This is a genomic window from Streptomyces sp. BR123, from assembly GCF_013401435.1.
Taxonomy (GTDB): Bacteria; Actinomycetota; Actinomycetes; order Streptomycetales; family Streptomycetaceae; genus Streptomyces.
This window is the reverse complement of the sequence record NZ_JACBGN010000031.1, coordinates 13,341-35,587: the sequence shown is the minus strand read 5'-3', so window position 1 is coordinate 35,587 and position 22,247 is coordinate 13,341. Positions and strand designations below refer to the sequence as shown.

Here is a 22,247-nt window from a genome sequence, read left to right as displayed (position 1 = left end):
CCGCGCGGCCGGACCCCTCGTCCGGCGGCACGTCAGCAACCATCCCACCCGATTCCAGGGACAACACGCCATGCGCACCACACGTGTGACGGTCGCCGCCCTCGTGGCGGCGGCTGCGCTCACCCTCACCGCCTGTCGCGGTGAGACCCCCGCAAGAACCGACGGGGTCACGCAGATCACCGGCCAGTCCAAGGCCGGGACCGCAACGGTCCTCGACCGCCCCTTCGACAAGCCGGAGCTCGTCCTCACGGACACCGGCGGCAAGCCGTGGAACCTGCGCGAGCAGACCCAGGGCAAGCCGACCCTCATCTACTTCGGCTACACCAACTGCCCGGACGTGTGCCCGCTGACGATGAGCAACATCGCCGTCGCCAGGAAGGCGCTCCCGAAGGCCGAGCAGGAGAACCTCCGCGTCGTCTTCGTCACCACCGACCCCGAACGGGACACTCCCGAATCCCTCGGCGCGTGGCTCAAGGCCCAGGACCCGTCCTTCATCGGACTGACCGGGGACTTCGCCACCATCCAGGCCGCCGCACGGCAGCTCGGCATCGGCATCGACCCCGCCAAGAAGGAGACCGACGGCAGCGTCGTCTCCATGCACGGCGCCCAGGTCATCGCGTTCTCGCCCAAGTCGAACGAGGGCTACCTCCTCTACGGCGAGAACACGACCGTCGACACCTACACCAAGGACCTGCCGAAGATCATCAAGGGAGAGAACCCGTGACCACCCGCACGACCCGCACCCTCGCCGCCGCCCTCTCCCTGACGGCAGCGCTGGCCATATCCGGTTGCTCCTCCGACTCGGACGCCGCCGAGAAGCCGAAGATCACGGTCAGCGGCGCCTTCATGCCCGAACCGGTCAACGACAAGATGGCCGGCGCCTTCATGATCATCAAGAACGACTCCAAGAGCGCCGACAAGCTCACCGCAGTCACCAGCCAGCTCTCGGACGACATGCAGATCCACGAGACCAAGGACCAGAAGATGCAGCAGGTCCCGTCCATGGACGTGCCGCCGAACGGTGAGCTCAAGCTGGTGCGCGGCGGCAACCACATCATGTTCATGGGGCTCAAGAACAAGCCGAAGATCGGCGACAAGGTCACCGTCGAGCTGCGCTTCGAGAAGGCCGACCCGGTCAAGGTCGAACTGGACGTGAAGGAACGGACGTACCAGGCCCAGCACACCGCATCCCACTGACGCACTGACGGACCGAGGGACAGACACGCCATGACGGCCACCGCCCCCGCCCCCTCCATGGCCCGCGACCGGGCCGCGGCACTCCTGCCACGGCTCGCGCTGGTCCTCGCAGCCCTGCTGGCGACCCTGTTCACCGCGGCCACCCCGGCCACGGCACACGCCGCACTCACCGCGAGCGACCCCAAGGAAGGGGCGGTGGTCGCCACGGCTCCCGCCCAGGTCACCCTCTCCTTCTCGGAGCAGGTCGCCATGGGAGACGACTCGATCCGCGTCCTGGACCCCCAGGGCAAGCGCGTGGACACCGGGGAACTGCGCGACATGTGCAGCGGATCCACCGTCCGCTATGGCACCGCCCTGCACTCCGGGCTGCCCGACGGCACGTACACCGTCGCCTGGCAGGCCGTCTCCGCCGACAGCCATCCCATCTCGGGCGCCTTCACCTTCTCCATCGGCGCCCCGTCGACCACCAGTGTCACCCTGCCCGACCGGCAGGCGGGCGACGGGCCCGTCGGCATCGCGTACGGCCTCGCCCGCTACGCCGCCTACGCGGGCTTCACCGTGCTGGTGGGCGGCTGCGCCTTCGTCCTGGCCTGCTGGCGGCGGGGCGCCGCGCAGCGGCCGGTCCAGAAGCTCGTCCTGCGGGCCTGGGTGACCCTCACTGCGGCCACGCTGGTGATGCTGCTGCTGCGCAACCCGTACACCGGGTCGGGGGAGTTCGCCGACGCGTTCGACCCGGGCGGCCTGAAGGCCGTGCTGGAGACCAAGACCGGCGCTGCCCTCGTGTCCCGGCTGCTGCTGCTCGGGGCCGCCGCGCTCTTCATCGCCGTGCTCTTCGGCAGCTACGCGCGGCGGCAGGCCGACGTCGGCGCGGCCGACGGCACTGACGGGGCCGAAAGCACTGACAAGGCCAAGGGCACCGAAAAGGCCGAGGGCGCCGACGAGGCCGAGGGCGCCGATGAGAAGGACACCGCCGATCTCTTCTTCGGCCTCTGCATCGGCGGCAGTGTGGTCGCCTCCGGCATCGCCGCGACATGGGCCCTGTCCGAGCACGCGTCCACGGGCATCCAGCCCGGCATCGCCATGCCCGCCGACATCCTGCACCTGATGGCCGTGGCCGCCTGGCTCGGCGGGCTGGCGACACTGCTCGTCGCGCTCCACAAGGTTCCGGGCATCGAGCGCGACGCCGTCCGGCGCTTCTCCCGGCTCGCGTTCGCCGCAGTCCTGGTCCTCGCCGTCACGGGCGTCTACCAGTCCTGGCGGCAGCTCGGCAGTTGGTCGGCCCTCACCGGGACCGCGTACGGACGGCTGCTGCTTCTGAAGGTCGGGCTCGTGGCGGCCCTCGTCGGCATTGCCTCCCTCTCCCGGCGCTGGACCGCGCAGCTGGCCGAGGCGTCGGCCGCGGAGCCGGTCGAGACGCCGAGCGCGGAGCCCGCCAGGGCCGCTGCGGCGAGCGGTGTTCCACGTGAAACATCCAAGGCTCCAGCCAAGGCCCCCGAGAACCCCGAGGACCCCGAGGACCCGCAGCGCGCCGCCCAGCTCGCCCGGCAGCGCGCGGCCGTGCGGAACGCCCGCGAGCGGCAGGCTCGCGACGCCGACCCGAACCGGGCCGGCCTACGTCGCTCCGTGCTCGCCGAAGCAGGCGTGGCCGTCGCGCTCCTCGCCGTGACCACCCTCCTGACCAGCACCGAACCCGGGCGTACCGTCGCGCAGGAGACAGGTCGCGCGGCGGGCGCCACCACGGCGGTACCCGACCGCGCCGTCAAGATCACCTTGCCGTTCGAGGCCGGCGGCGCGAACGGCAAGGGATCGGTCCGGCTCCAGCTCGACCCGGGACGGGTCGGCGCCAACACGCTCCACCTCTGGGTCGAGTCCCCCGACGGCAACCCCCTCGACATCCCCGAGACCAAGGTCGCCTTCACCCTGCCCGCCAAGGACATCGGCCCCCTTCCGCTCGTTCCCGAGCGCATGGCTCCCGGACACTGGAGTGCCTCCGGTGTCCAGCTGCCGCTCGCCGGGGAGTGGCGGATCGACGTGACCGTCCGTACCTCCGAGATCGACCAGACCACCGTGCAGAAGACCGTGAAGATCGGCTGACCAGCGTGACCGAGAGCAACACCGACATCGCAATCTCCCGCCGCCGGCTGCTGGGCACCGTCGGTGCCGCGGGCGCCACCGGGCTCGCCCTCGGTGGGGCCGGCGGCGCCCTCGTGCAGTCCGCCCTGGCCGACGGGCCGTCCGGGGCGGCGGGCGCGGCGGGCGGAGGCGCCCGGCTGTCTTCAGTGGGTGCCACCCGGGTCGCGTTCCACGCCGACCACCAGGCAGGCATCACGACACCGCTCCAGGCCAAGGGCCATGTGCTCGCCTTCGACCTGACCCCTGGCGCCGGCCGCAAGGAGGCCGCGGCCCTGCTGCGCCGCTGGTCCGACACCGCTCGCCGGCTCATGGCGGGGGAGACCGCACCAACGGCGGACACGGGCATCGCCCTCGACTCCGGTCCGTCCTCCCTGACGGTGACCTTCGGCTTCGGCCACTCCTTCTTCGACCGCACCGGTCTCACCGACCGCCGCCCCACAGCGCTGGACCCGCTGCCGGAGTTCTCCTCCGACCGGCTCGACCCACAGCGCAGCAACGGCGACCTGTGGGTGCAGATCGGCGCCGACGACGGCCTCGTCGCCTTCCACGCACTGCGCTCCCTCCAGAAGGACGCCGGGGACGCCGCCCGCATCCGCTGGCAGATGAACGGCTTCAACCGGTCACCCGGCGCCACCGCCACCCCGATGACCGCCCGTAATCTGATGGGCCAGGTGGACGGCACCAACAATCCGAAGCCGGCGCAGCCCGACTTCGACAAGCGCATCTTCGTGCCCGTCGCCGGACCCGGGCCTGCCGAGCACGCGTGGATGGGCGGGGGCTCGTATGCGGTCGTCCGGCGCATCCGGATGCTGCTGGACGAGTGGGACAAGCGGTCCCTCGCCCAGCAGGAGCAGGTCATAGGCCGGACCAAGGCGACGGGCGCACCGCTCACGGGCGGCACGGAGACCAGCCGGATGGAGCTCGACAAACTCGGCCCGGACGGCAAGCCCCTCATCCCCGCCAACGCCCACTCCCGGATCTCCGCCCCCGAGCAGAACGGCGGGGCGGCGATGCTGCGGCGCCCCTTCTCGTTCCACGACGGGATCTCCGCCGACGGCGCCCCCGACGCCGGGCTGCTGTTCATCTGCTGGCAGGCCGATCCGCTGCGCGGCTTCGTGCCCGTGCAGCGCAAGCTGGACCGCGGGGACGCCCTGTCGGAATTCATCCGGCACGAGTCGAGTGGTCTGTACGCCGTGCCGCCCGGGCCGCGCGACGGGGAGTACGTGGGGCAGCGCCTGCTCGAAGGGTGAACACCGCCCCTCGCGGCGGGTGCCCGGCATTAGGCTGATCGCATGTCGGCCACCCGCTTCACCTATCTCGGTCCCGAGGGCACCTTCACCGAGGCCGCCCTTCGCACACTGCCGGAAGCCGCGACCCGGGAGCTCGTCCCCATGGTGTCGGTGCCGGCCGCCCTCGACGCCGTGCGCAACGGGGAGGCGGCTGCGGCGCTGGTGCCGATCGAGAACTCGGTGGAGGGCGGTGTCACGGCCACCCTGGACGAGCTGGCCTCCGGCGAGCCTCTGATGATCTACCGCGAGGTGCTGCTGCCGATCACCTTCGCCCTGCTCGTGCGGCCCGGAACCGGGCTGTCGGACATCAAGACCGTGACCGGACACCCAGTTGCCCAGCCGCAGGTGCGCAACTGGCTGCGGGCGAACCTGCCCGACGCGGCGTGGGAGTCGGCCGCGTCGAACGCCGACGGGGCCCGGCTGGTCCAGGAGGGCCGCTTCGACGCGGCGTTCGCGGGCGAGTTCGCGGCCGCCACCTACGGGCTCGTCCCGCTGGTCACCGAGATCCACGACGCGCAGAACGCCGAGACGCGATTCGTGCTGGTCGGCCGGCCGGCCCGACCCGCTGCACCGACCGGTGCCGACAAGACCTCGGTCGTGCTGTGGCTGGGGGACGACCACCCCGGCGCGCTGCTGGAGCTGCTCCAGGAGTTCGCCGTGCGCGGGGTCAACCTGATGCTGATCCAGTCGCGGCCGACCGGTGAGGGCATCGGCAACTACTGCTTCGCGGTCGACGCCGAAGGCCACGTCTCCGACCGGCGGGTGAGCGAGGCGCTGATGGGTCTCAAGCGGACCTGTCCGCAGGTGCGGTTCCTCGGCTCCTATCCCCGTGCCGGGGTCACCCGTGGTGCCGTGCGCGCTCCGCGAGCAGGGACGTCGGACGACGACTTCACGGACGCTTCCGATTGGCTGGCCCGCTGCCTCGACGGCCGGCCCTAGGAGGCTGCGTCCCACGCCGTGCACTGTCCACAGAGTTATCCACAGGGCGAGAAGAAGGCCTGTGGACTAGTCGACAGTCTGGGCCGCAAGGCGGCATGCCGGTCGGCGGCTCAGGTTTCGCGCGGGAGAGCGGGGGGTGAACGGCGTCACCCGCGCATCCCCGACCAACTCTTTGGAGCGAGCCATTCCCACCCGAATGAGTGTGTGAGGGTGGTTTGAACCTTGAATCGCCATGACCACACAGTGGACGGGATTGATCTGATTCTGTGTCCACAGATGCGGCACACAGCCTGTGGACAACTCTGTGAGCCGGGCAATTCCTGTGGACAAGAGGAGTGCAGCCGACGGCCCACCTGCGTCCGCATAGGGGACGGCCCCAGCCCCCGGGAATGGGCAGCTCTTCCTCGACCGACGGAGAGCGGTGGCTTCCGGTCGGCCGAGGACAGTTTGCCATTCGCGGCAATTAGGACATAGGGACACGCAGCGTGATATCGGTGTGAGTCCGGGAAGCCCAGACCGGTAGCCTGGAGGGGTGATTGACCTTCGGCTGCTCCGTGAAGACCCTGACCGTGTCCGCGCCTCGCAGCGCGCCCGTGGAGAGGACGTCGAACTCGTCGACGCCGTAATCTCCGCCGACGAGCGCCGCAGGTCCTCCGGGATGCGCTTCGACGAACTGCGCAATGAGCAGAAGTCGCTCGGCAAACTCATCCCCAAGGCCTCCCCGGAGGAGCGCGCGGAGCTGCTGAAGAAGGCCGAGCAGCTCAAGGCCGACGTCAAGGCGGCCGAGGCCGAGCAGAACGAGGCCGATGAGGCCGCCCGGACCCTCCTCCTCAAGCTCGGCAACGTCGTCCACCCGGACGTCCCGGTCGGCGGCGAGGAGGACTTCACCGTCCTCGAGACGCACGGCACGATCCGCGACTTCGCCGCCGAGGGCTTCGAGCCCAAGGACCACCTGGAGCTGGGCGAGGCGCTGGGCGCCATCGACGTCGAGCGCGGCGCCAAGGTGTCCGGCTCGCGCTTCTACTACCTCACCGGCGTCGGCGCCCTGCTGGAGCTGGCTCTGGTCAACGCGGCGATCGCGCAGGCCACCGAGGCCGGGTTCACCCCGATGCTCACCCCGGCGCTGGTGCGCCCCCGGGCCATGGAGGGCACCGGCTTCCTCGGCCAGGCCGCAGAGAACGTGTACCACCTGGAGAAGGACGACTACTACCTGGTCGGCACCTCCGAGGTCCCGCTCGCCGCGTACCACATGGACGAGATCATCGAGGCCGAGAAGCTGCCGCTGCGGTATGCCGGCTTCTCCCCGTGCTTCCGCCGCGAGGCCGGCACCTACGGCAAGGACACCCGCGGCATCTTCCGCGTCCACCAGTTCGACAAGGTCGAGATGTTCTCGTACGTCGCGCCGGAGGACGCCGAGGCCGAGCACGCCCGTCTCCTTGCGTGGGAGAAGCAGTGGCTGACCAGCTTGGAGCTGCCGTTCCAGGTGATCGACGTCGCCACCGGTGACCTCGGCGCCTCCGCCTCGCGCAAGTTCGACTGCGAGGCGTGGATTCCGACGCAGGGCAAGTACCGCGAGCTGACCTCGGCCTCGAACTGCGACGGCTTCCAGGCCCGCCGCCTGTCGATCCGCGTCCGCGACGGCAAGAAGACCCAGCCGCTCGCGACGCTGAACGGCACGCTGTGCGCCGTTCCGCGCACGATCGTCGCGATCCTCGAGAACCACCAGCAGCCCGACGGCTCGGTCCGGGTCCCCGCTGTGCTCCGTCCCTACCTGGGCGGCCGCGAGGTCCTGGAACCGGTCGCCAAGTGAGCCCGGTCCCGTTCCCGTACAAGCTCGTCGCGACCGACCTCGACGGCACGCTCCTGCGCGGCGACCACACCATCTCCGAACGCACCCGGGAAGCGCTCACCGCGGCCACCGCGGCGGGCGCCGTCCACATCATCGTCACCGGCCGGGGCGTGCCCTGGACCCGGCGTGTGCTGGACGACCTCGGCTACCGGGGGATAGCGGTCTGCGGCCAGGGATCACAGGTCTACGACGCAGGAGCACACCGCCTGCTGACCTCGGTCACGCTGGACCGGCAGCTGGCCGGTCTGGCCCTGTCGAAGCTGGAGGCCGAGGTGGGTCCGCTCGCGCTGGCCGCCAGCCGTGACGGGGTGGACGGCGACGTGCTGATCGGCCCCGGCTACCGGGAGCAGGGGAATCTGCCCGCTGTGTACCTGGACGACACCGCCACGATGTGGTCGGCTCCGCTGAACAAGCTGTACATCCAGCACCCGGAGCTCGACGACGACGCCCTGGCCACGGCGGCACGGCAGACCGTCGGCACGCTGGTCGACATCGTCATGTCAGGTCCGGGGATAGTGGAGATCCTGCCGCTCGGCCTGACCAAGGCCACCGGGCTCTCCCTGGCCGCGCGCCGGCTGCGGGTGAAGGCCACCGAGACGATCGCCTTCGGCGACATGCCCAATGACATCCCGATGTTCCGCTGGGCGGCACACGGTGTGGCAATGGCCAACGCCCATCCGGAGCTCAAGGCGGTGGCCGGGGAGGTCACGACCTCCAACGAGGAAGACGGCATCGCCGTCGTACTGGAGCGCCTGCTGGGCGCCGCGTAAGGCGCCGCCACGCGCGGACGGCGCGCCGCGCAGATGTGAGGGTCCGGGACAGCCCGCGCCGAACGGCGCGCTCGAAGTGGCTGTCCCGGACCTTTTGTTCTCCCCGCACCGCCCACTCTGCCCCGGGCGTAAGCCCCTTACCAGTGATTTTCGGCGCCGCACACCCCGACGGCCGGATCCGGCCCGGACCCGGGGGCGCCCTCGTCATGTTTCACGTGAAACATGGTCAGGAGAGCAGCAGGGCGGAGGCTTCGGGTTCCGGGCCGGCGCTCCACGGGAGCACGACGGTGCCCCGCCTGGCCGGTGGGCCGGGCGGGGCACAGGGGTTCCGGGGGCGTCCCGGGCCGACGCCTGGCTGAAACCGTGGTCGTCCTACTCCTCGCCTGCAAGGGTGAGGCGGCGCAGCTTCTGTCCTGCGTACAGGGTGGCGCCGACGGTGACCACCGTCAGGAGGATGACCGCGGTGGGCAGGGCGACGGTGGCGTCGACGTAGCCCTCGCCGGCGACCTTCTCGGCCAGGGCCAGGGCCCACTGCTGGACGCTGAGGGTCTTGGCGCCGGAGACCAGGCTGCCGAAGAGAGACTCCCAGATCAGGGCGTAGACGAGGCCGAAGACCACCGCGTGCCGGCTGACCGTGCCGAGCAGCAGGAACAGGGCGCTGTAGGCGATGGAGGCGACCAGCGCGGCGACGGTGTAGGCGACGGCGATCTGCTGACCGTTGTTGTTGAGGATGAAGCCGGCGATCAGGATCGGGATGGCGGAGAAGGCCATCGTGACGGCGATCGCGACGATCAGCTTGGTCATGATGATCGTCGGCCGCTTCACCGGCTTGGAGAGCAGGTAGACGATCGAGCCGTCGTCGATCTCCGGCCCGATGGCGCCGGTGCCGGCGATGACGCCGATCAGCGGGACCATCGTTGCGAGCGCGAAGCCGCCCAGCAAGTCGGCGGCGATCTTGTCGTCCAGGCCCGTGAAGACGCGGACGGCAGCGGAGATGACGACCAGCATGGCCGGCAGAGCGAAGAGGATCAGCGCGCGGCGGCGGCCGAGCAGGGCGCGGTAGGTGAGCCGGGCCACGGTGGGGTTGTACATGGGTGCCAGCTCCTTCAGGCCGCGACGAGGTAAGAGAAAACCGACTCGAGGGACTCGTCGGAGGGCGAGACCGTGAACAGCCGGATGCCGTGGGCACGGGCGACCTGCGGCAGCAGCTCGGTGAAGCGCCCGAAGTCGACCGCCTGGATGTGCAGGGCACCCTCCTTGACGTCGACCTCGATCCCGGCCGTGGACGGGTCGGCGATCAGGGTGGCGGCGAGGGCCCGGTCGTCGGAGGAGCGGACCAGGTAACGGTGCGGGCGGTCCGTCATCAGGCGGCGGATCTTGCGGAAGTCGCCGGAGGCTGCGTGCCGCCCGGCGACGACCACCTCGATGTGGGAGGCGAGCTGCTCGACCTCCTCCAGGATGTGGGAGGAGAACAGGACGGTTCGTCCCTCCTCACCCATGCGCCGCAGCAGGTCCATGAGCTGCATGCGCTGGCGCGGGTCCATGCCGTTGAACGGCTCGTCGAGGAGGAGCACCGACGGGTCGTGGACGAGCGCGGAGGCCATCTTCACGCGCTGGCGCATGCCCTTGGAGTAGGTCGCGATCTTGCGGTCCTGGGCGTACTCCATCTCGACGGTCGCAAGGGCTCGCTGCGCGGCGGCGTCGTCGAGGCCGTGGAGTTCGGCGTTGGCGACGACGAATTCCCTGCCGGTGAGGAAGTCGTACATGGCCTCGCGCTCAGGCACGACGCCGATCTGCCGGTAGGCCTGCTCGTTGCCCCAGATGGCGGCGCCGTCGAGGGTGACGGCGCCCGTGGAGGGGGCCAGGAAGCCGCCCATCATGTTGATGAGGGTGGACTTGCCGGCGCCGTTGGGCCCGAGCAATCCGGTGACGCCGGGACCGATGCGCATGGTCACGTCGTTGACGGCGACGACGTTCCCGAACCAGCGGGAGGTGTGGTCGATGTCGATGGTGGTCACAGCCCGGCCTTCCGGTAGCGCGCCATCAGGGCGGCGTACGAGCCGACGATGAGGGCGAGGATGACGAGCAGGTAGGCGAAGCCGACGCCGGCCGAGGGGCCCTCGCCGCCGGGGAAGGCGGAGGTGGCGCCGAGGAACGCCGTCTGCATGCCGTCGATCAGGGTGATCGGGGAGAACAGGCCCATCCACTCGATCGGGGCTGTCTGCCCCGCGCTGTAGGCGACGCCCTGCACCGCGGTGACCGCGCCGTAGGGGATCAGCAGCAGGGCGATGATGCCGGCGACGCCGAACCCGCGGCGCGGGGTGAGCGCGGCCACGACCAGGCCGAGGCCGGCGAACAGAACCGAGAGCAGCAGCACGGAGACCAGCCCCTGCGCGAACCCCTTGGTCTGGTCCGCGAAGTCGAATTTGGCCAGCAGCGAGCCGATCCACATGATCAGCAGCGGTGTGGCGGTGAGGATGAACAGGGCCGAGGCCATCGCAGCGTACTTGGCGAGGACGTAGTCGACCCGCTCGATCGGCCGCGAGAAGTACAGCGGCACGGTTTTGAACCGCAGGTCCCGGGAGACCGACTGCGGTGCCTGCGAGGCGAGGTAGAGGCCGATGACCATCTGGGTGGTCAGGGCGTACGTCGTGTACTTGATCGGCAGGTCGGTCGAGCCGGGCACCGCGATGGCGATGGCGACGATGATCAGCGCAGGGACGCACATCACCGCGAAGAGGATCATCGGGAGGACCTTGGACTTGGCCGAGCGGCCGAGTCCGTACGCGCCGCGCAGGGACTGCGAGTACAGCGAGGTGCGCGCGTAGGAGCGGCCGAGCCGGGCGCCTTCGTAGGACCGGTAGCCGATGTTGTGGATCCGGGTGGAGGTCTCAGGCGCCATCGGTACCGGGTCCCTTCCGCTGGTCGTTGTCACGGAAGACCTCCGCGATGTGGTGGCGTCGCTGTTCCATGCGGACCAGGCCGAGGCCGAGGCCGGCGACGGTGTCGACGATGGTGTCGTAGATGCTCTCGCCGGTGGCCTCGACGAGCAGGATGTGTCCCGCGCCGGGCAGGCCCTGCTCCTCGCCCGGGTGCAGGACGACCCCCGCCGCGGCGAGCGCGGCGCGCAGGGCGGCGGTGCCGTCCGGGTGCGCGTCCGAGTCGGTGACCTCGACGGCGACCGTCGTGGTGGTCTGCATGAAGTCGCTGGTGGAGCTGGAGCGCAGCAACTTGCCGCCGTCAACGACCACGACGTGGTCGCAAGTCCGCTCCAGCTCGCCGAGGAGGTGGGAGGTGACCAGCACCGAAATGCCGAAGTCGGTGTACACGCGGCGGATCAGGCCGAGCATCTCGTCGCGGCCGACCGGGTCGAGGCCGTTGGTGGGCTCGTCGAGGAGGACCAGCTGGGGGTCGTGGACGAGCGCCTGGGCGAGCTTGACGCGCTGCTTCATGCCTGTGGAGTAGCCGCCGATGGGACGGTAGCGCTCCTCGTACAGCCCTACGTGGCGCAGGGTGTCGGCGGTCCGCTCGCGGGCGGCGGCCGGCGGGAGCCCGGACATGCGCGCCATGTGCACGACGAACTCGGTGGCCGAGACGTCGGGCGGCAGGCAGTCGTGCTCGGGCATGTAGCCAACCCACTCCCGGATGGTGCTGCCGTGCGTCGCGACGTCGAGGCCGAGCACGGTGGCGCGCCCCTCCGTGGCAGGGGACAGGCCCAGCAGGATCTTGATCAGCGTGGACTTGCCGGCCCCGTTGGCGCCCACCAGGCCGGTCACTCCCGGGCCGATGTCCAGGGAGAGCCGGTCGATGGCGGTCACTCGGGGGTACCGCTTGGTCAGGCCTTCGGCCGCGATGACAGTCACGGCTTCGACGGTAGTGGCGCGTCAACCGCCGGTCGTCAGACTTGGAGCGCGATCCGGTATCAGCCTTCAGGACTACGAACCCTGACGCGAGACTGATGTGCACCGGACAACTTTGTCCACAGGTCCGCGCACGACCCTTGACGCGACCTCCGGCCATTGTCACATTCATCAGTGTCAAGTTACGGGCGGTACGGCTCTACGGACGGACGGCTATGGGTGGGGACACGAGGCAGCGCACCACACGGCTCACCGGTCGGCTCGCCGCCGACCTCCGCGGGTTCAGAGAGGTGCAGTGCCTCGCATACCAGTGTGCCGAGGCCGTGGCGGCCCGGCTGCGGCCGGGCGTGACCGAGCGCGAGGCCGCGCGAATGCAGCGGGAGTGGCTGCGCGAGCGCGGCGTGCGGGACTGGTTCCACCTGCCGTTCGCCTGGTTCGGGGACCGCACCGCCTTCGCGGACTTCAGGATCCCCCTGCAGTTCTTCCCGACCAACCGGAAGCTGGAGCCGGGGATGCCGTTCATCCTCGATATGGCACCGGTCCACCGGGGTTATGCAGCCGACATCGGGTACTCGGGCAGCCTCGGGCTGAACCCGGTGCAGGACCGGCTGATGTCCGACCTGCGCGTCCACCGGGAGCTGATCCTCGAACAGGTCCGTGAGCGCCGCTCGCTGCGCGAGATATACGAGAACGTCGACCGGCTGATGGTCCGGCAAGGGTACGCGAACCGGCACCGCGCCTACCCCTTCGGCGTGATCGCACACAAGATCGAACGGGTGCGGGAGCGGCGCTGGTCCCCGACCGCGTTCGGGTTCGGGGTCCAGTCCCTCAAGGGGCTGGCCTCCGACGCGCTGCACGGGCACCGGGAGGGCTGGTCGCCGCTGTGGAGCCCGTACCGCTTCTCCGACCACGCCCCGCAGCCGGGGATGTGGGCGGTGGAGCCGCACCTTGGGTTCCGGGGTACCGGCGCGAAGTTCGAGGAGATCCTCGTGGTCACGGACTCCCGGGATCCCGAGGAGAGCGCGTTCTGGCTGGACGACGATCTGCCGCACGTGCGGCGCTGGGCCGAGGAGGGAGCAGCATGAGCAGCGGGGAGCGCGGGAACGGGGCGACGGGTGCGAGCGGGGTGGACGGGGTGAACGGGGTGCGCCGGACGGGCCTGGCAGGAGCGCGCGAGCGCCGGGTGAGCACCGGCGGGATCGATCTCTGCGTGGTCGAGCTCGGAGACACGGCCCGGCCGACCGTGGTGCTGGTGCACGGGTACCCCGACAGCAAGGAGGTCTGGGCGGAGGTCGCCGAGCGGCTCGCGGCCCGCTTCCACGTGGTGCTCTACGACGTACGCGGCCACGGGCGCTCCACCGCGCCCGTGCCGCTGCGCGGCGGGTTCACGCTCGAGAAGCTGACCGACGACTTCCTGGCGGTGGCGGACGCAGTGAGCCCGCAGCGCCCGGTGCACTTGGTCGGCCACGACTGGGGCTCCGTACAGGGCTGGGAGTTCGCGACCGTCGCCCGCACCGAGGGCCGGATCGCCTCCTTCACCTCCGTGTCGGGTCCCTCCCTCGACCATTTCGGGCACTGGGTCAAAAAGCGGACGAGCCGGCCCACCCCGCGCCGGGCCGCCCAACTGCTGGGCCAGGGGATCAAGTCCTGGTACGTCTACATGCTGCACACCCCCGTCCTGCCGGAGCTCGCCTGGCGCGGGCCGCTCGGCAAGCGGTGGCCCGACATCCTGCAGCGCGTCGAGAAGGTGCCGGCCGGCTCGTACCCGACGTCCTCGCTGCCCTCGGACGCGGCGCACGGGGCCTGGCTCTACCGCGACAACGTGCGGTCCCGGCTGAGCCGCCCCCGCGACGACGCTTATGCCCACGCTCCGGTGCAGCTCATCACGCCGACCGGCGACGCCTTCCTCTCCGAGAAGCTCTACGACGACCTGGAGCGGTGGGCCCCCGACCTGGTGCGGCGCACCCTGTCGGCGAAGCACTGGGTGCCCCGGACCCGCCCGGACCAGCTGGCCTCGTGGATCACCGAGTTCGTCACCGCCCGCGAGGAGGCCGCCGCACAGGCCCCGCAGGACAAGGCTCCGGGGAAGTACGCCGACTGGTTCGGGGGCCGTCTGGTCCTGGTCACCGGCGCTGCCAGCGGCATCGGCCGGGCCACCGCCTTCGCGTTCGCCGAGGCCGGAGCCCGGGTGGTGTGCGTGGACCGGGATGCGGAGGGCGCGGCGCGCACGGCCGACATGGCGCGGCTCATCGGGGCCCCCGAGGCCTGGGGCGAATGCGTGGACGTCAGCGACGAGCAGGCGATGGAGAAGCTCGCGGCGAAGACCGCGGCCGAGTACGGCGTGGTGGACGTTCTGGTCAACAACGCAGGGGTAGGGCTGTCGGGTCCGTTCCTCCAGACCACGGCGGAGGACTGGAAGAAGGTACTGGACGTCAATTTGTGGGGCGTCATCCACGGCTGCCGGATCTTCGGGAAGCAGATGGCCGAGCGCGGCCAGGGCGGGCACATCGTCAACACCGCTTCGGCCGCCGCCTACCTGCCGTCCCGGACCCTGCCCGCGTACAGCACGTCGAAAGCGGCGGTGCTGATGCTGTCGGAGTGCCTGCGCGCCGAACTCGCCTCGCAGTCGATCGGCGTCTCGGCGATCTGCCCGGGCATCGTGAACACCGGCATCACCGCCACGTCCCGGTTCGCCGGGGTGGACGCGGCCGAGGAGAAGCGCCGCCAGGAGCGCGCCTCACGACTGTACGGGCTGCGCAACTTCCCGCCGGAGAAGGTCGCCGATGCGATCCTGCGGGCGGTCGTCCGCAACGAGGCGGTGGTCCCGGTGACACCGGAGTCCAGGGGCGCCCTGTGGATGTCCCGCTTCGCGCCGCGCGCCCTGAGGCGGCTGGCCCGGATGGAACCCCGGCTGTGAACGGGGGCCGCGCGCCCGTGTACCCCTCCTTGCGGCGGTCGTACCATCCCTCGCAGGAGGGCTCGCTGCGCAGGCGGGGCCGGGCCGCCATGTCGTAGGGAGCCGGGATTGTCCGATCAGGCAGCAGCCGAGTACCGGATCGAGGATCTGGCGCACCACAGCGGAGCCACGGTGCGCACGATCCGGGCCTACCAGGACCGTGGCCTGCTGCCGAAGCCGGAGCGGCGCGGCCGTTCGAACGTCTACCGCGACACGCATCTGGCACGGCTGCGCCAGGTCGCGGACCTTCTGGACCGCGGCTACACCCTGGCCTCCATCAAGGAACTGCTGGAGGCCTGGGACGCGGGGCGTGGTCTCGGCGGCGTCCTGGGGCTCGTCGCCGAGGTGCACGGGCCGTGGACCGACGAGGAGCCGGCCCGGGTCAGCCGGGCCGAGCTGGACGAGCGCTTCGGCGGCACCTCCGACGACGCCGCCGTGAACGAGGCCTGTGAGCTGGGCGTGCTGGAGCGGATCCCGGGCCGTCCGGAGGAGTTCCTCGTCCCGTCGCCGCAGGAGCTGACGGTGGCGGCCGAGCTGTACGCGGCCGGGGTGCCGCTGCCGGCGGTCACCGGGCACCTGCGGGAGCTGCGCGGGCAGGTGGAGCACATAGCCTCCCGGTTCCTGGAGTTCACCACCGAGCACGTCTTCGCGCGCTATCTGGGGCAGGTGCCGCCGACGGATGCGGACGCGGCGGAGGCGGCGGCGCTGGTCCGCCGACTGCGCCCGCTGGCGCAGCAGACGGTGGATGCCGAGCTGGCCCGCGCCATGCGGCTGTTCGCGACCCGGCACCTGCAGCGGCACCTCGGCGCGGACGGTGCACCGCAGGCGTCGGGGCCGGCGGCGGTGGCCCTGCCGGCCGAGACGGTGCGGGCAGTGCAGGAACTGGTCGGCGCAGAGCACGTGGGGGAGTTCGTCCGGGCGGCGACGGAACGGGAGCTGCAGGCCCGCACGATGAACGACCTGGCACAGAGGGGCACCCGCCGGGGCCCTGCCGGCAGCGACCGGTAGTCCACAGGGCGAATCACTCATTTGCCGTCAAAACCCACCCAACCAGCTGTGGACAAGTCGGGGATTCCTGTGGGCAACCTTGTGGACGACTCAGCTGACGGCCTCGTACGGCGGTCTGGCGGCGGGGGCTTCCCCCATGCCGCCCTCGGCCTTACGGCCTGCACCCCGGCCCGTACGCCGGGCCGTGCGGCGCCCCGTGCCGCCGTAGAGGAGACCGGCGAGGGCCAGGCCTGCGGCCCCGCCGGCCAGCTGCGCCACGACGAAGGCCGGCAGCGACTGCGGGGCGATACCCGCGAAGGAATCGCTGAAGGCGCGCCTGATGGTGCCGGCGGGGTTCACTAAGGAGCCCGAGGAGGTGAACCAGATCGCACACCCGATGTACGCCGCCACCGCCGCCGGGATGCGCTTCACGCGCGGCGGTGCCGACGGGTTCGGCGACCGCACGGCGCGACAGGGAAGCGCGGATCGTCATGGGTTCCCCCGAACAGACTGAACTATGGAAAATACATTCCGTATCTCGGAAAGAGAGTAGTGGGTCTTCACGGCCGGGAGGCATGGCGGAAAATCGCTGCGGCAGCCCCGGCCGGACCGGCAAGCTGGGCTCATGGACGACAGACGCACCGTGAAGGTGTCCAAATACGTCTCGAAACACCTGCGGCACCAGCCGGAACGCATCGGACTCGTACTCGACCCGCACGGCTGGGTGGAGATCGAGGCCCTCCTCCGCGCGGCAGCGGCCCACGGCTTCCCCATCACCCGGGTCGAGCTCGACCACGTCGTCGCCGCCAACGACAAGCAGCGCTTCGCCGTCGAGGGCACCCGTATCCGCGCCAACCAGGGACACACCGTCCCCGTCGACCTGGATCTCCCGGAGGCGGAGCCGCCCGCGTACCTCTACCACGGCACGGTGGCCGCCGCGCTGGAGTCGATCCGTACCGAGGGCCTGCGGCCCATGGCCCGCCACCACGTCCACCTGTCCCCCGACCGAGAGACCGCGACCCGCGTCGGCGCACGGCGCGGTCGGCCGATCGTCCTCAGCGTGGACGCGGGCGCGATGCACGCCGCGGGGCACGTCTTCCGGGTCAGCGCCAACGGGGTGTGGCTGGTGGAGGCCGTCCCCCCGCAGTTCCTGCGCCTGCCGTGACCGCCCGAATTTCCCGAGAGATTGTCAGATAGTCCCCCTAATCTGTTCCTCATTCCGGGATCCGTGAGGGGGGGGCGCCTCGCGATCGCCGAGCTTCCCCCTACGCACGCGAGGTGACACCCCATGACGTCCGCATCCGCATCCGCATCCGCTTCGGGACCCGAGGCCCGCACCGATGAGCCGTCGGCTGCCAACTTCCAGGTGGACCTGCGCGGGCTGGTCGACCTGCTCTCCCACCATCTCTACTCCAGCCCGCGCGTCTACGTCCGCGAGCTCCTGCAGAACGCGGTCGACGCGGTCACCGCCCGCCATGCGCTCGACCCGGAGGCGGAGATCCGCATCCGCCTGTCGGCGTCCGCGGACCGGGTCACCATCGAGGACAGCGGCATCGGCCTGACCGCCGCCGAGGCCCACTCGCTCCTCGCCACCATCGGCCGCAGCTCCAAGCGGGGCGGCGAGCACGGCCTGGAGACCACCCGCCGGGAGTTCCTCGGCCAGTTCGGCATCGGCCTGCTCGCCTGCTTCGTCGTCGCGCGCCAGATCCGCGTCGTCACCCGCTCCGCGCGCGACCCGCAGGCTGCTCCCGTCGAATGGCTGGCGACCGACGACGGCTCGTACACCGTCCGCGAACTGCCCCACGACGCCCGCCCGGAGCCCGGCACCACCGTCGTCCTCCAGGCCCGTCCGGGAGCCGAGGAGTGGCTGGTCCCCGCCAAGGTCGAACAGCTGGCCCGCGACTACGGCTCCCTTCTCCCGTACGACATCACCTTCGACGACGGTGAAGGCGGCGAGCCGCGTCCCGTCACCGATCGACCGGCCGTCTGGGACCGCGTGTTCCCTACACCCACCGCGCGCCGCGTTGCGCTCGCCGGGCACTGCGCACAGCTCTTCGGCTTCACCCCGCTCGACACCATCGACCTCGACCTGCCCGTCGCCGGAGTCCGCGGCGTCGCCTACGTCCTGCCCGAGCCGACCAGCCCCGCCCACCGGGCCGGCCACCGTATCCACCTCAAGGGCATGCTGCTCACCGAACGGGCCGACAACCTGCTGCCGGACTGGGCGTTCTTCGTACGTGCCGTCCTCGACACCGACACGCTGCGGCCCACCGCCTCCCGCGAGAACCTCTACGACGACGAGACCCTGTGCGCCGTACGGGAGCCCCTCGGCGCTCGCATCCGGGCCTGGCTGGCCGAGCTCGCCGCCAGCGAACCGGAGCGGCTGGCCGCGTTCCTGAACGTCCACCACCTCGGTGTGAAGTCCCTGGCCCGGCACGACGCCGAACTGCTCGGCCTGATGCTGCCCTGGCTGCCGTTCGAGACCAGCGACGGCTCGATGAGCCTGCAGGAGTTCGCAGCCGCCCACAGCGAGATCCACTTCACCCGCACCGTCGAGGAGTTTCGCCAGATCGCCCCGATCGCGGCGGCCCACGGCCTCGGCGTCATCAACGCCGGCTACACCTACGACGCCGACCTGCTCGCCCTGCTGCCGACCGTACGGCCGGACCTGAAGGTCACCGAACTGGACGCCGGAGCCGTCACGGAGCGCCTCGACCCGGTTCCGACCTCCGCCGAACTGGCCCTCGCATCGTTCCTGTCCACCGCCCGCACACGGCTGGAGCCGCAGGGCTGCGACGTGGTGCTGCGCGCCTTCCAGCCCGTCTCCGTCCCTGCGCTCTACCTCGACGACCGGCAGGCCCGTCAGGAGCGCGACCGGACCGCCGCACTGGACAGCGCCGACTCCCTCTGGACGGGCATCCTCGGCGCCCTGCGCGGCTCCGCGCCGCGCGCCAGCCTGGTCCTCAACCACCACAACCCGCTCATCCGCCGGATCGCAGCCCTGTCCGACGAGGGACTGGCCGGCACCGCCGTCGAGTCGCTGTACGGGCAGGCACTGCTGATGTCCCAGCGGCCTCTGCGCCCTGCCGACTCCACCCTGCTCAACCGGGCCTTCCTCGGGCTCCTGGAATGGGCGACGCACTCCGCCGACGCCCAGGAGGGCCAGCAGTGACGATGACGACGCACGAGGAGATCCGGCGGGGGCTGGCGGAGAACCACAAGGCCCCGAACGGGACTGCCCGCAACACCCATGCCGAGGCGCTGGTCGCCGCGGCGGAGGCTCTCGGCGACACGGCCCTGTTCCGCGACACACTGGACAACCTGGTCCGCGCCTACCTCTGGAGCTCCGAGTCCTCCAAGATGCTGGTGCCCTTCGCCCGGCTGCTTCAGGAGTACGACAAGGACCCCGGCTCCTTCACCAAGCCGGATGCCCATTCCCTGTTCTGGAAGTTCAAGTGGGCGGCGTCGGCCATCTCCGACTCGCCGGAGATCCCGCTGGAGTCGGCCTGGGGCTGGATTGCGGAGATGGAGCGCCGCTACCGGATCGCCGGCTACGGCGAGCGGCCGGTGCGCAAGGCCGAGATGTGGCTCGCCCACAGCACCGGGGACGATGAGCGGGCCGACCGGGCGCACCGGGACTGGCTGGCGGCGGACCGCGACAGCATGAGCGACTGCCGCGCCTGCGAACTCAACAGCCAGGGCAACTACACCGCCCTGCGGGGCGACGACGCACAAGCCCTGGAGCACTGGAAGCCGGTGCTGGCGGGCGACCGGACCTGCGCCGAGGAGCCGCACCGGGTGCTGTCCGCCTCGCTGCTGCCGCTGCTACGCCTCGGCCGCCTCGACGAGGCCCGCGCCCACCACCTGCGCGGCTACCGCATGGCCCGCGGTATCGAGAGCCTGCTGCCGACGATCGCCAGGCACATCGAGTTCTGCGCGCTGAGCGGCAACGAGTCGCGCGGTTTGGAGATCCTCGCCGAGCACGCCGCCCACCTGGGCCCGCTGGCCAACGTCGACGACCAGCTGGCGTTCCACGGCGGCATCCTCGTCCTGCTGCGCCGACTGAAGGAGCTCGGACACGGCGACAGCCCGGCAGCCTCCTACGAGGGCGTCCCGCGCACGGTCTCCGAGCTGTACGAGCAGATGTACGCGGGTTCGCTGGCCATTGCCCGCCGCTTCGACGCCCGCAACGGCACGACCCGGACCTCGGACCGCTTCCTCGCCCGGATCGGGGCGCAGCCGTTGGTCGGCGTGCTGCCGCTCGGCGTCCGCAGCGCGCCGCTGCCGCAGACCCAGAGCACTGCGGCGGCCGCAGTGGTGCCCGGGGCCGCGGTGCCGACGGCGGCAGGCGGCCCGACGGCCGCGATCACCCCGGAGGCCGCCTTCGCCGATCTGGTGGAACAGGCCCGGCAGGCACGTGACCAGGGGCGTCCGGCCGCCGACGGGCTCTGGGCGGAGGTGGCCGTACGGATGGACGCCCGCCCGGCGGAGGGCGTGGATGCGCTGGTCGCAGCCGACGTGGCGGACAGCCGGGCGCTGGCAGCCGCACGCGCTGGGGCTCCGGAGGCGGCCGAGCTGCTGGAGGCGGTCCGCGACCGCTACCGGGCCCTCGGCCAGGACCAGCGGGCTGCGCTGGCGGAGTTGCGGCTGGCCAGCGTGGCAGGCCAGTGCGGAGCGGAGCCCGACCGGGTCCGCGAGCTGCTGGCTGCGGCGGCGCGGGCTGCTGCGGCGCTGGACCCGGGCGAGCCGCTGCGCGCACGCAGGATCGCCTCGGCAGAACTGGCCTCGCTTCGGATCGAGCCGTACCTGCGCTCGCGCGAGACCGGCCACCGACACGCGCACGGCAATGGGCACGATCATGCGCACCACGACCCGGAGCACGACCACGGGCAGCGGGAGCTGGCCGCCTTCGCCGAGGCCCACGCACAGACGCTGCCCGATCTCGCCGCCGACGCCGAGGAGCTGCTGGGCCGGGTCGCCCTCTCCCAGGGCGACCCCGAGCGGGCCGTGGTCCTGCTGGGCTCCGCCGCGCGACGCGTGGCCGAGGCGGGCCGGCCGTGGCTGGCCGTGGACCCGCTGGTGCTGCGGGCGGGGCTGCTGATGTCGCTCGGGCGGGCCGAGGAGGCCGAGGAAGCTGCCCGATCCGCGGTGGAGTTCACCGTGGAGATCACCGATGCCGAGACGCAGGCGGCCGCACGGCTCACCCTGGCGGACATCCTGCTGCGGAGGGCCGACACCGCGGCCGAGGCGGCCGAACACGCGCTGACGGCGGCGCACTGGTTCGACCACGCCGGACTGGCGGCCCTCGGCGGGGCGCAGGCACGGTTCGCGCTGGCCACGGCGTATGCACGGGAGGGGCGCGTCTCCGATGCCGCGGAGGTGCTCCAGTCTGCACTGCCCGACCTGCTGGACCACGGCGATCTCCAGGCCGTTTCCGCCCGGGAGTTCCTCGGCGATCTGCTGCGGCAGCTGAACGAGCCGCGCGCCGCGGCGGAGCAGTTCCTGCTGGCGGCGGAGGTGGCCAAAGGCTGGGACGGCCGCCGGCCGGAGGCGGACCTGGCGCACTCGGCCGCGGACCAGCTCGCCTCGGCGCAGTTGCCCGAGGAGGCGGTCGCCGCGTACGAACGGGCCTTGGAGCTGCATCGGATGAACGGTGGCGCGCCGGTCGCGGAGGTGCGGATCCTGCGCTCCCTGGCCTGGCTTGCCCTGCGCGAGGGGGCCTTCGGTGCGAGCGTGGCGCGGGCCCGTTTCCTCATGGACGAGGCAGCCGGGGTGCTGGAAGCCGCGTTGTCCTCCGACCCGGAAGACCTCGGGCTGCGGGCCGAACTCGCCCGGACCTGGCACCAGCTGGCGCAGGTACTCGACCGGCAGGTGACCGCCGCCGAGCACGTCGACGACGAGTACGGGGAGGGGGACGAGGACGCACGGCGAGCCGAGAGGCTGGCCGCGGCGGAGACCTGGGATCTGCGGCTGGAGGAGATCGCCCTGTGCGAGCGGGCCGCCGACGTCTACGCGGAGCTGGGCCCGGACCATCTGGAAGACCGGCTGCAGTGCGTGCAGTACGCCGCCTGGACCGAACAGGAGCTGGGGCGCGACGAGGAAGGGGCCGCCCGGGTGTCGGCCTTGGTGGACGAGCTGCGCGAGCTGCCCGAAGGCACGGCGGACGGCCTGCTGGAGCGTGCCGAGTACACGCTCGAACGGCTGTCGGCCTCCTGAGTCGAAACGCCCGGCTGGTGTCCCCTCATGGCGGGGTCACCAGCCGGGCAT

18 protein-coding genes are annotated in these 22,247 nt (G+C 71.3%); 13 read left to right on the top strand and 5 right to left on the bottom strand.

Annotation, left to right across the window (positions count from 1 at the left end):
- Nucleotides 1-70: 70 nt before the first annotated feature.
- The 7 genes from HYE82_RS07870 (at nucleotide 71) to HYE82_RS07840 (ending at nucleotide 8,177) form a co-directional block, all read left to right on the top strand.
- Complete coding sequence (locus tag HYE82_RS07870) at nucleotides 71-724, top strand: SCO family protein (protein ID WP_179173222.1); 654 nt, start codon at nucleotides 71-73, stop codon at nucleotides 722-724.
- A complete protein-coding gene (locus HYE82_RS07865; protein WP_179173221.1) occupies nucleotides 721-1,197 on the top strand; it encodes a copper chaperone PCu(A)C in 477 nt (158 codons plus the stop codon). Before HYE82_RS07870 ends, HYE82_RS07865 begins: the two co-directional genes overlap by 4 nt.
- A 30-nt stretch (nucleotides 1,198-1,227) precedes the next feature.
- Nucleotides 1,228-3,291: a copper resistance CopC/CopD family protein gene (locus HYE82_RS07860; protein WP_179173220.1), complete on the top strand. Its 2,064-nt coding sequence runs from the start codon at nucleotides 1,228-1,230 to the stop codon at nucleotides 3,289-3,291.
- Between the two features lie 5 nt (nucleotides 3,292-3,296).
- Nucleotides 3,297-4,580, top strand: a complete 1,284-nt coding sequence (efeB, locus tag HYE82_RS07855) for an iron uptake transporter deferrochelatase/peroxidase subunit (protein ID WP_179173219.1) — start codon at nucleotides 3,297-3,299, stop codon at nucleotides 4,578-4,580.
- 42 nt (nucleotides 4,581-4,622) lie between these two features.
- Complete coding sequence (pheA, locus tag HYE82_RS07850; RefSeq protein ID WP_179173218.1) at nucleotides 4,623-5,558, top strand: prephenate dehydratase; 936 nt, start codon at nucleotides 4,623-4,625, stop codon at nucleotides 5,556-5,558.
- A gap of 532 nt (nucleotides 5,559-6,090) precedes the next feature.
- The gene (serS, locus tag HYE82_RS07845; RefSeq protein WP_179173217.1) at nucleotides 6,091-7,368 is read left to right on the top strand and encodes a serine--tRNA ligase; all 1,278 of its coding nucleotides are present in this window, start codon (nucleotides 6,091-6,093) and stop codon (nucleotides 7,366-7,368) included.
- Nucleotides 7,365-8,177 carry an HAD family hydrolase gene (locus HYE82_RS07840; RefSeq protein WP_179173216.1) on the top strand — a complete coding sequence of 271 codons (813 nt, stop codon included), beginning with the start codon at nucleotides 7,365-7,367 and terminating at the stop codon, nucleotides 8,175-8,177. The genes serS and HYE82_RS07840 overlap by 4 nt, the downstream gene beginning before the upstream one ends.
- Before the next feature lie 372 nt (nucleotides 8,178-8,549).
- On the opposite strand, the gene HYE82_RS07835 is transcribed toward HYE82_RS07840, so the two are convergent.
- The 4 genes from HYE82_RS07835 to HYE82_RS07820 are packed head-to-tail and all read right to left on the bottom strand — an operon-like array spanning nucleotide 8,550 to nucleotide 12,040.
- Nucleotides 8,550-9,269, bottom strand: coding sequence for an ABC transporter permease (locus HYE82_RS07835; protein ID WP_179173215.1), 720 nt, complete (start codon nucleotides 9,267-9,269; stop codon nucleotides 8,550-8,552).
- Between the two features lie 14 nt (nucleotides 9,270-9,283).
- The gene (locus tag HYE82_RS07830; RefSeq protein ID WP_179173214.1) at nucleotides 9,284-10,195 is read right to left on the bottom strand and encodes an ABC transporter ATP-binding protein; all 912 of its coding nucleotides are present in this window, start codon (nucleotides 10,193-10,195) and stop codon (nucleotides 9,284-9,286) included.
- The gene (locus HYE82_RS07825) at nucleotides 10,192-11,079 is read right to left on the bottom strand and encodes an ABC transporter permease subunit (protein ID WP_179173213.1); all 888 of its coding nucleotides are present in this window, start codon (nucleotides 11,077-11,079) and stop codon (nucleotides 10,192-10,194) included. The genes HYE82_RS07830 and HYE82_RS07825 overlap by 4 nt, the downstream gene beginning before the upstream one ends.
- On the bottom strand, nucleotides 11,069-12,040 hold the full coding sequence (locus HYE82_RS07820) for an ABC transporter ATP-binding protein (protein WP_179173212.1): 972 nt from the start codon (nucleotides 12,038-12,040) through the stop codon (nucleotides 11,069-11,071). The genes HYE82_RS07825 and HYE82_RS07820 overlap by 11 nt, the downstream gene beginning before the upstream one ends.
- 212 nt (nucleotides 12,041-12,252) lie before the next feature.
- Between HYE82_RS07820 and HYE82_RS07815 the strand changes: the two genes are divergently transcribed.
- The 3 genes from HYE82_RS07815 (at nucleotide 12,253) to HYE82_RS07805 (ending at nucleotide 16,001) form a co-directional block, all read left to right on the top strand.
- Nucleotides 12,253-13,122, top strand: coding sequence for a M24 family metallopeptidase (locus HYE82_RS07815; RefSeq protein ID WP_179173211.1), 870 nt, complete (start codon nucleotides 12,253-12,255; stop codon nucleotides 13,120-13,122).
- The gene (locus HYE82_RS07810; protein WP_179173210.1) at nucleotides 13,119-14,954 is read left to right on the top strand and encodes an SDR family oxidoreductase; all 1,836 of its coding nucleotides are present in this window, start codon (nucleotides 13,119-13,121) and stop codon (nucleotides 14,952-14,954) included. Before HYE82_RS07815 ends, HYE82_RS07810 begins: the two co-directional genes overlap by 4 nt.
- A gap of 108 nt (nucleotides 14,955-15,062) precedes the next feature.
- On the top strand, nucleotides 15,063-16,001 hold the full coding sequence (locus HYE82_RS07805) for a MerR family transcriptional regulator (RefSeq protein WP_179173209.1): 939 nt from the start codon (nucleotides 15,063-15,065) through the stop codon (nucleotides 15,999-16,001).
- Nucleotides 16,002-16,091: 90 nt separating this feature from the next.
- On the opposite strand, the gene HYE82_RS07800 is transcribed toward HYE82_RS07805, so the two are convergent.
- The gene (locus tag HYE82_RS07800) at nucleotides 16,092-16,412 is read right to left on the bottom strand and encodes a hypothetical protein (protein WP_306439553.1); all 321 of its coding nucleotides are present in this window, start codon (nucleotides 16,410-16,412) and stop codon (nucleotides 16,092-16,094) included.
- A 193-nt stretch (nucleotides 16,413-16,605) separates the two neighbouring features.
- On the opposite strand from HYE82_RS07800, the gene HYE82_RS07795 reads away from it, so the two are divergent.
- From HYE82_RS07795 to HYE82_RS38895, 3 genes are all read left to right on the top strand, one after another.
- Complete coding sequence (locus HYE82_RS07795) at nucleotides 16,606-17,145, top strand: RNA 2'-phosphotransferase (protein ID WP_179173208.1); 540 nt, start codon at nucleotides 16,606-16,608, stop codon at nucleotides 17,143-17,145.
- 123 nt (nucleotides 17,146-17,268) lie between these two features.
- The gene (locus tag HYE82_RS07790) at nucleotides 17,269-19,152 is read left to right on the top strand and encodes an HSP90 family protein (protein WP_179173207.1); all 1,884 of its coding nucleotides are present in this window, start codon (nucleotides 17,269-17,271) and stop codon (nucleotides 19,150-19,152) included.
- A complete protein-coding gene (locus HYE82_RS38895; RefSeq protein WP_179173206.1) occupies nucleotides 19,149-22,196 on the top strand; it encodes a tetratricopeptide repeat protein in 3,048 nt (1,015 codons plus the stop codon). The genes HYE82_RS07790 and HYE82_RS38895 overlap by 4 nt, the downstream gene beginning before the upstream one ends.
- Nucleotides 22,197-22,247: the final 51 nt, after the last annotated feature.

What these genes read in the sequence shown, in the direction of transcription:
- HYE82_RS07870 (WP_179173222.1), top strand. Translation starts at nt 71, where the DNA reads ATGCGCACCACACGTGTGACGGTCGCCGCCCTCGTGGCGGCGGCTGCG.
- HYE82_RS07860 (WP_179173220.1), top strand. Translation starts at nt 1,228, where the DNA reads ATGACGGCCACCGCCCCCGCCCCCTCCATGGCCCGCGACCGGGCCGCG.
- pheA (WP_179173218.1), top strand. Translation starts at nt 4,623, where the DNA reads ATGTCGGCCACCCGCTTCACCTATCTCGGTCCCGAGGGCACCTTCACC.
- HYE82_RS07835 (WP_179173215.1), bottom strand. Translation starts at nt 9,269, where the DNA reads ATGTACAACCCCACCGTGGCCCGGCTCACCTACCGCGCCCTGCTCGGC.
- HYE82_RS07825 (WP_179173213.1), bottom strand. Translation starts at nt 11,079, where the DNA reads ATGGCGCCTGAGACCTCCACCCGGATCCACAACATCGGCTACCGGTCC.
- HYE82_RS07815 (WP_179173211.1), top strand. Translation starts at nt 12,253, where the DNA reads ATGGGTGGGGACACGAGGCAGCGCACCACACGGCTCACCGGTCGGCTC.
- HYE82_RS07810 (WP_179173210.1), top strand. Translation starts at nt 13,119, where the DNA reads ATGAGCAGCGGGGAGCGCGGGAACGGGGCGACGGGTGCGAGCGGGGTG.
- HYE82_RS07795 (WP_179173208.1), top strand. Translation starts at nt 16,606, where the DNA reads ATGGACGACAGACGCACCGTGAAGGTGTCCAAATACGTCTCGAAACAC.
- HYE82_RS07790 (WP_179173207.1), top strand. Translation starts at nt 17,269, where the DNA reads ATGACGTCCGCATCCGCATCCGCATCCGCTTCGGGACCCGAGGCCCGC.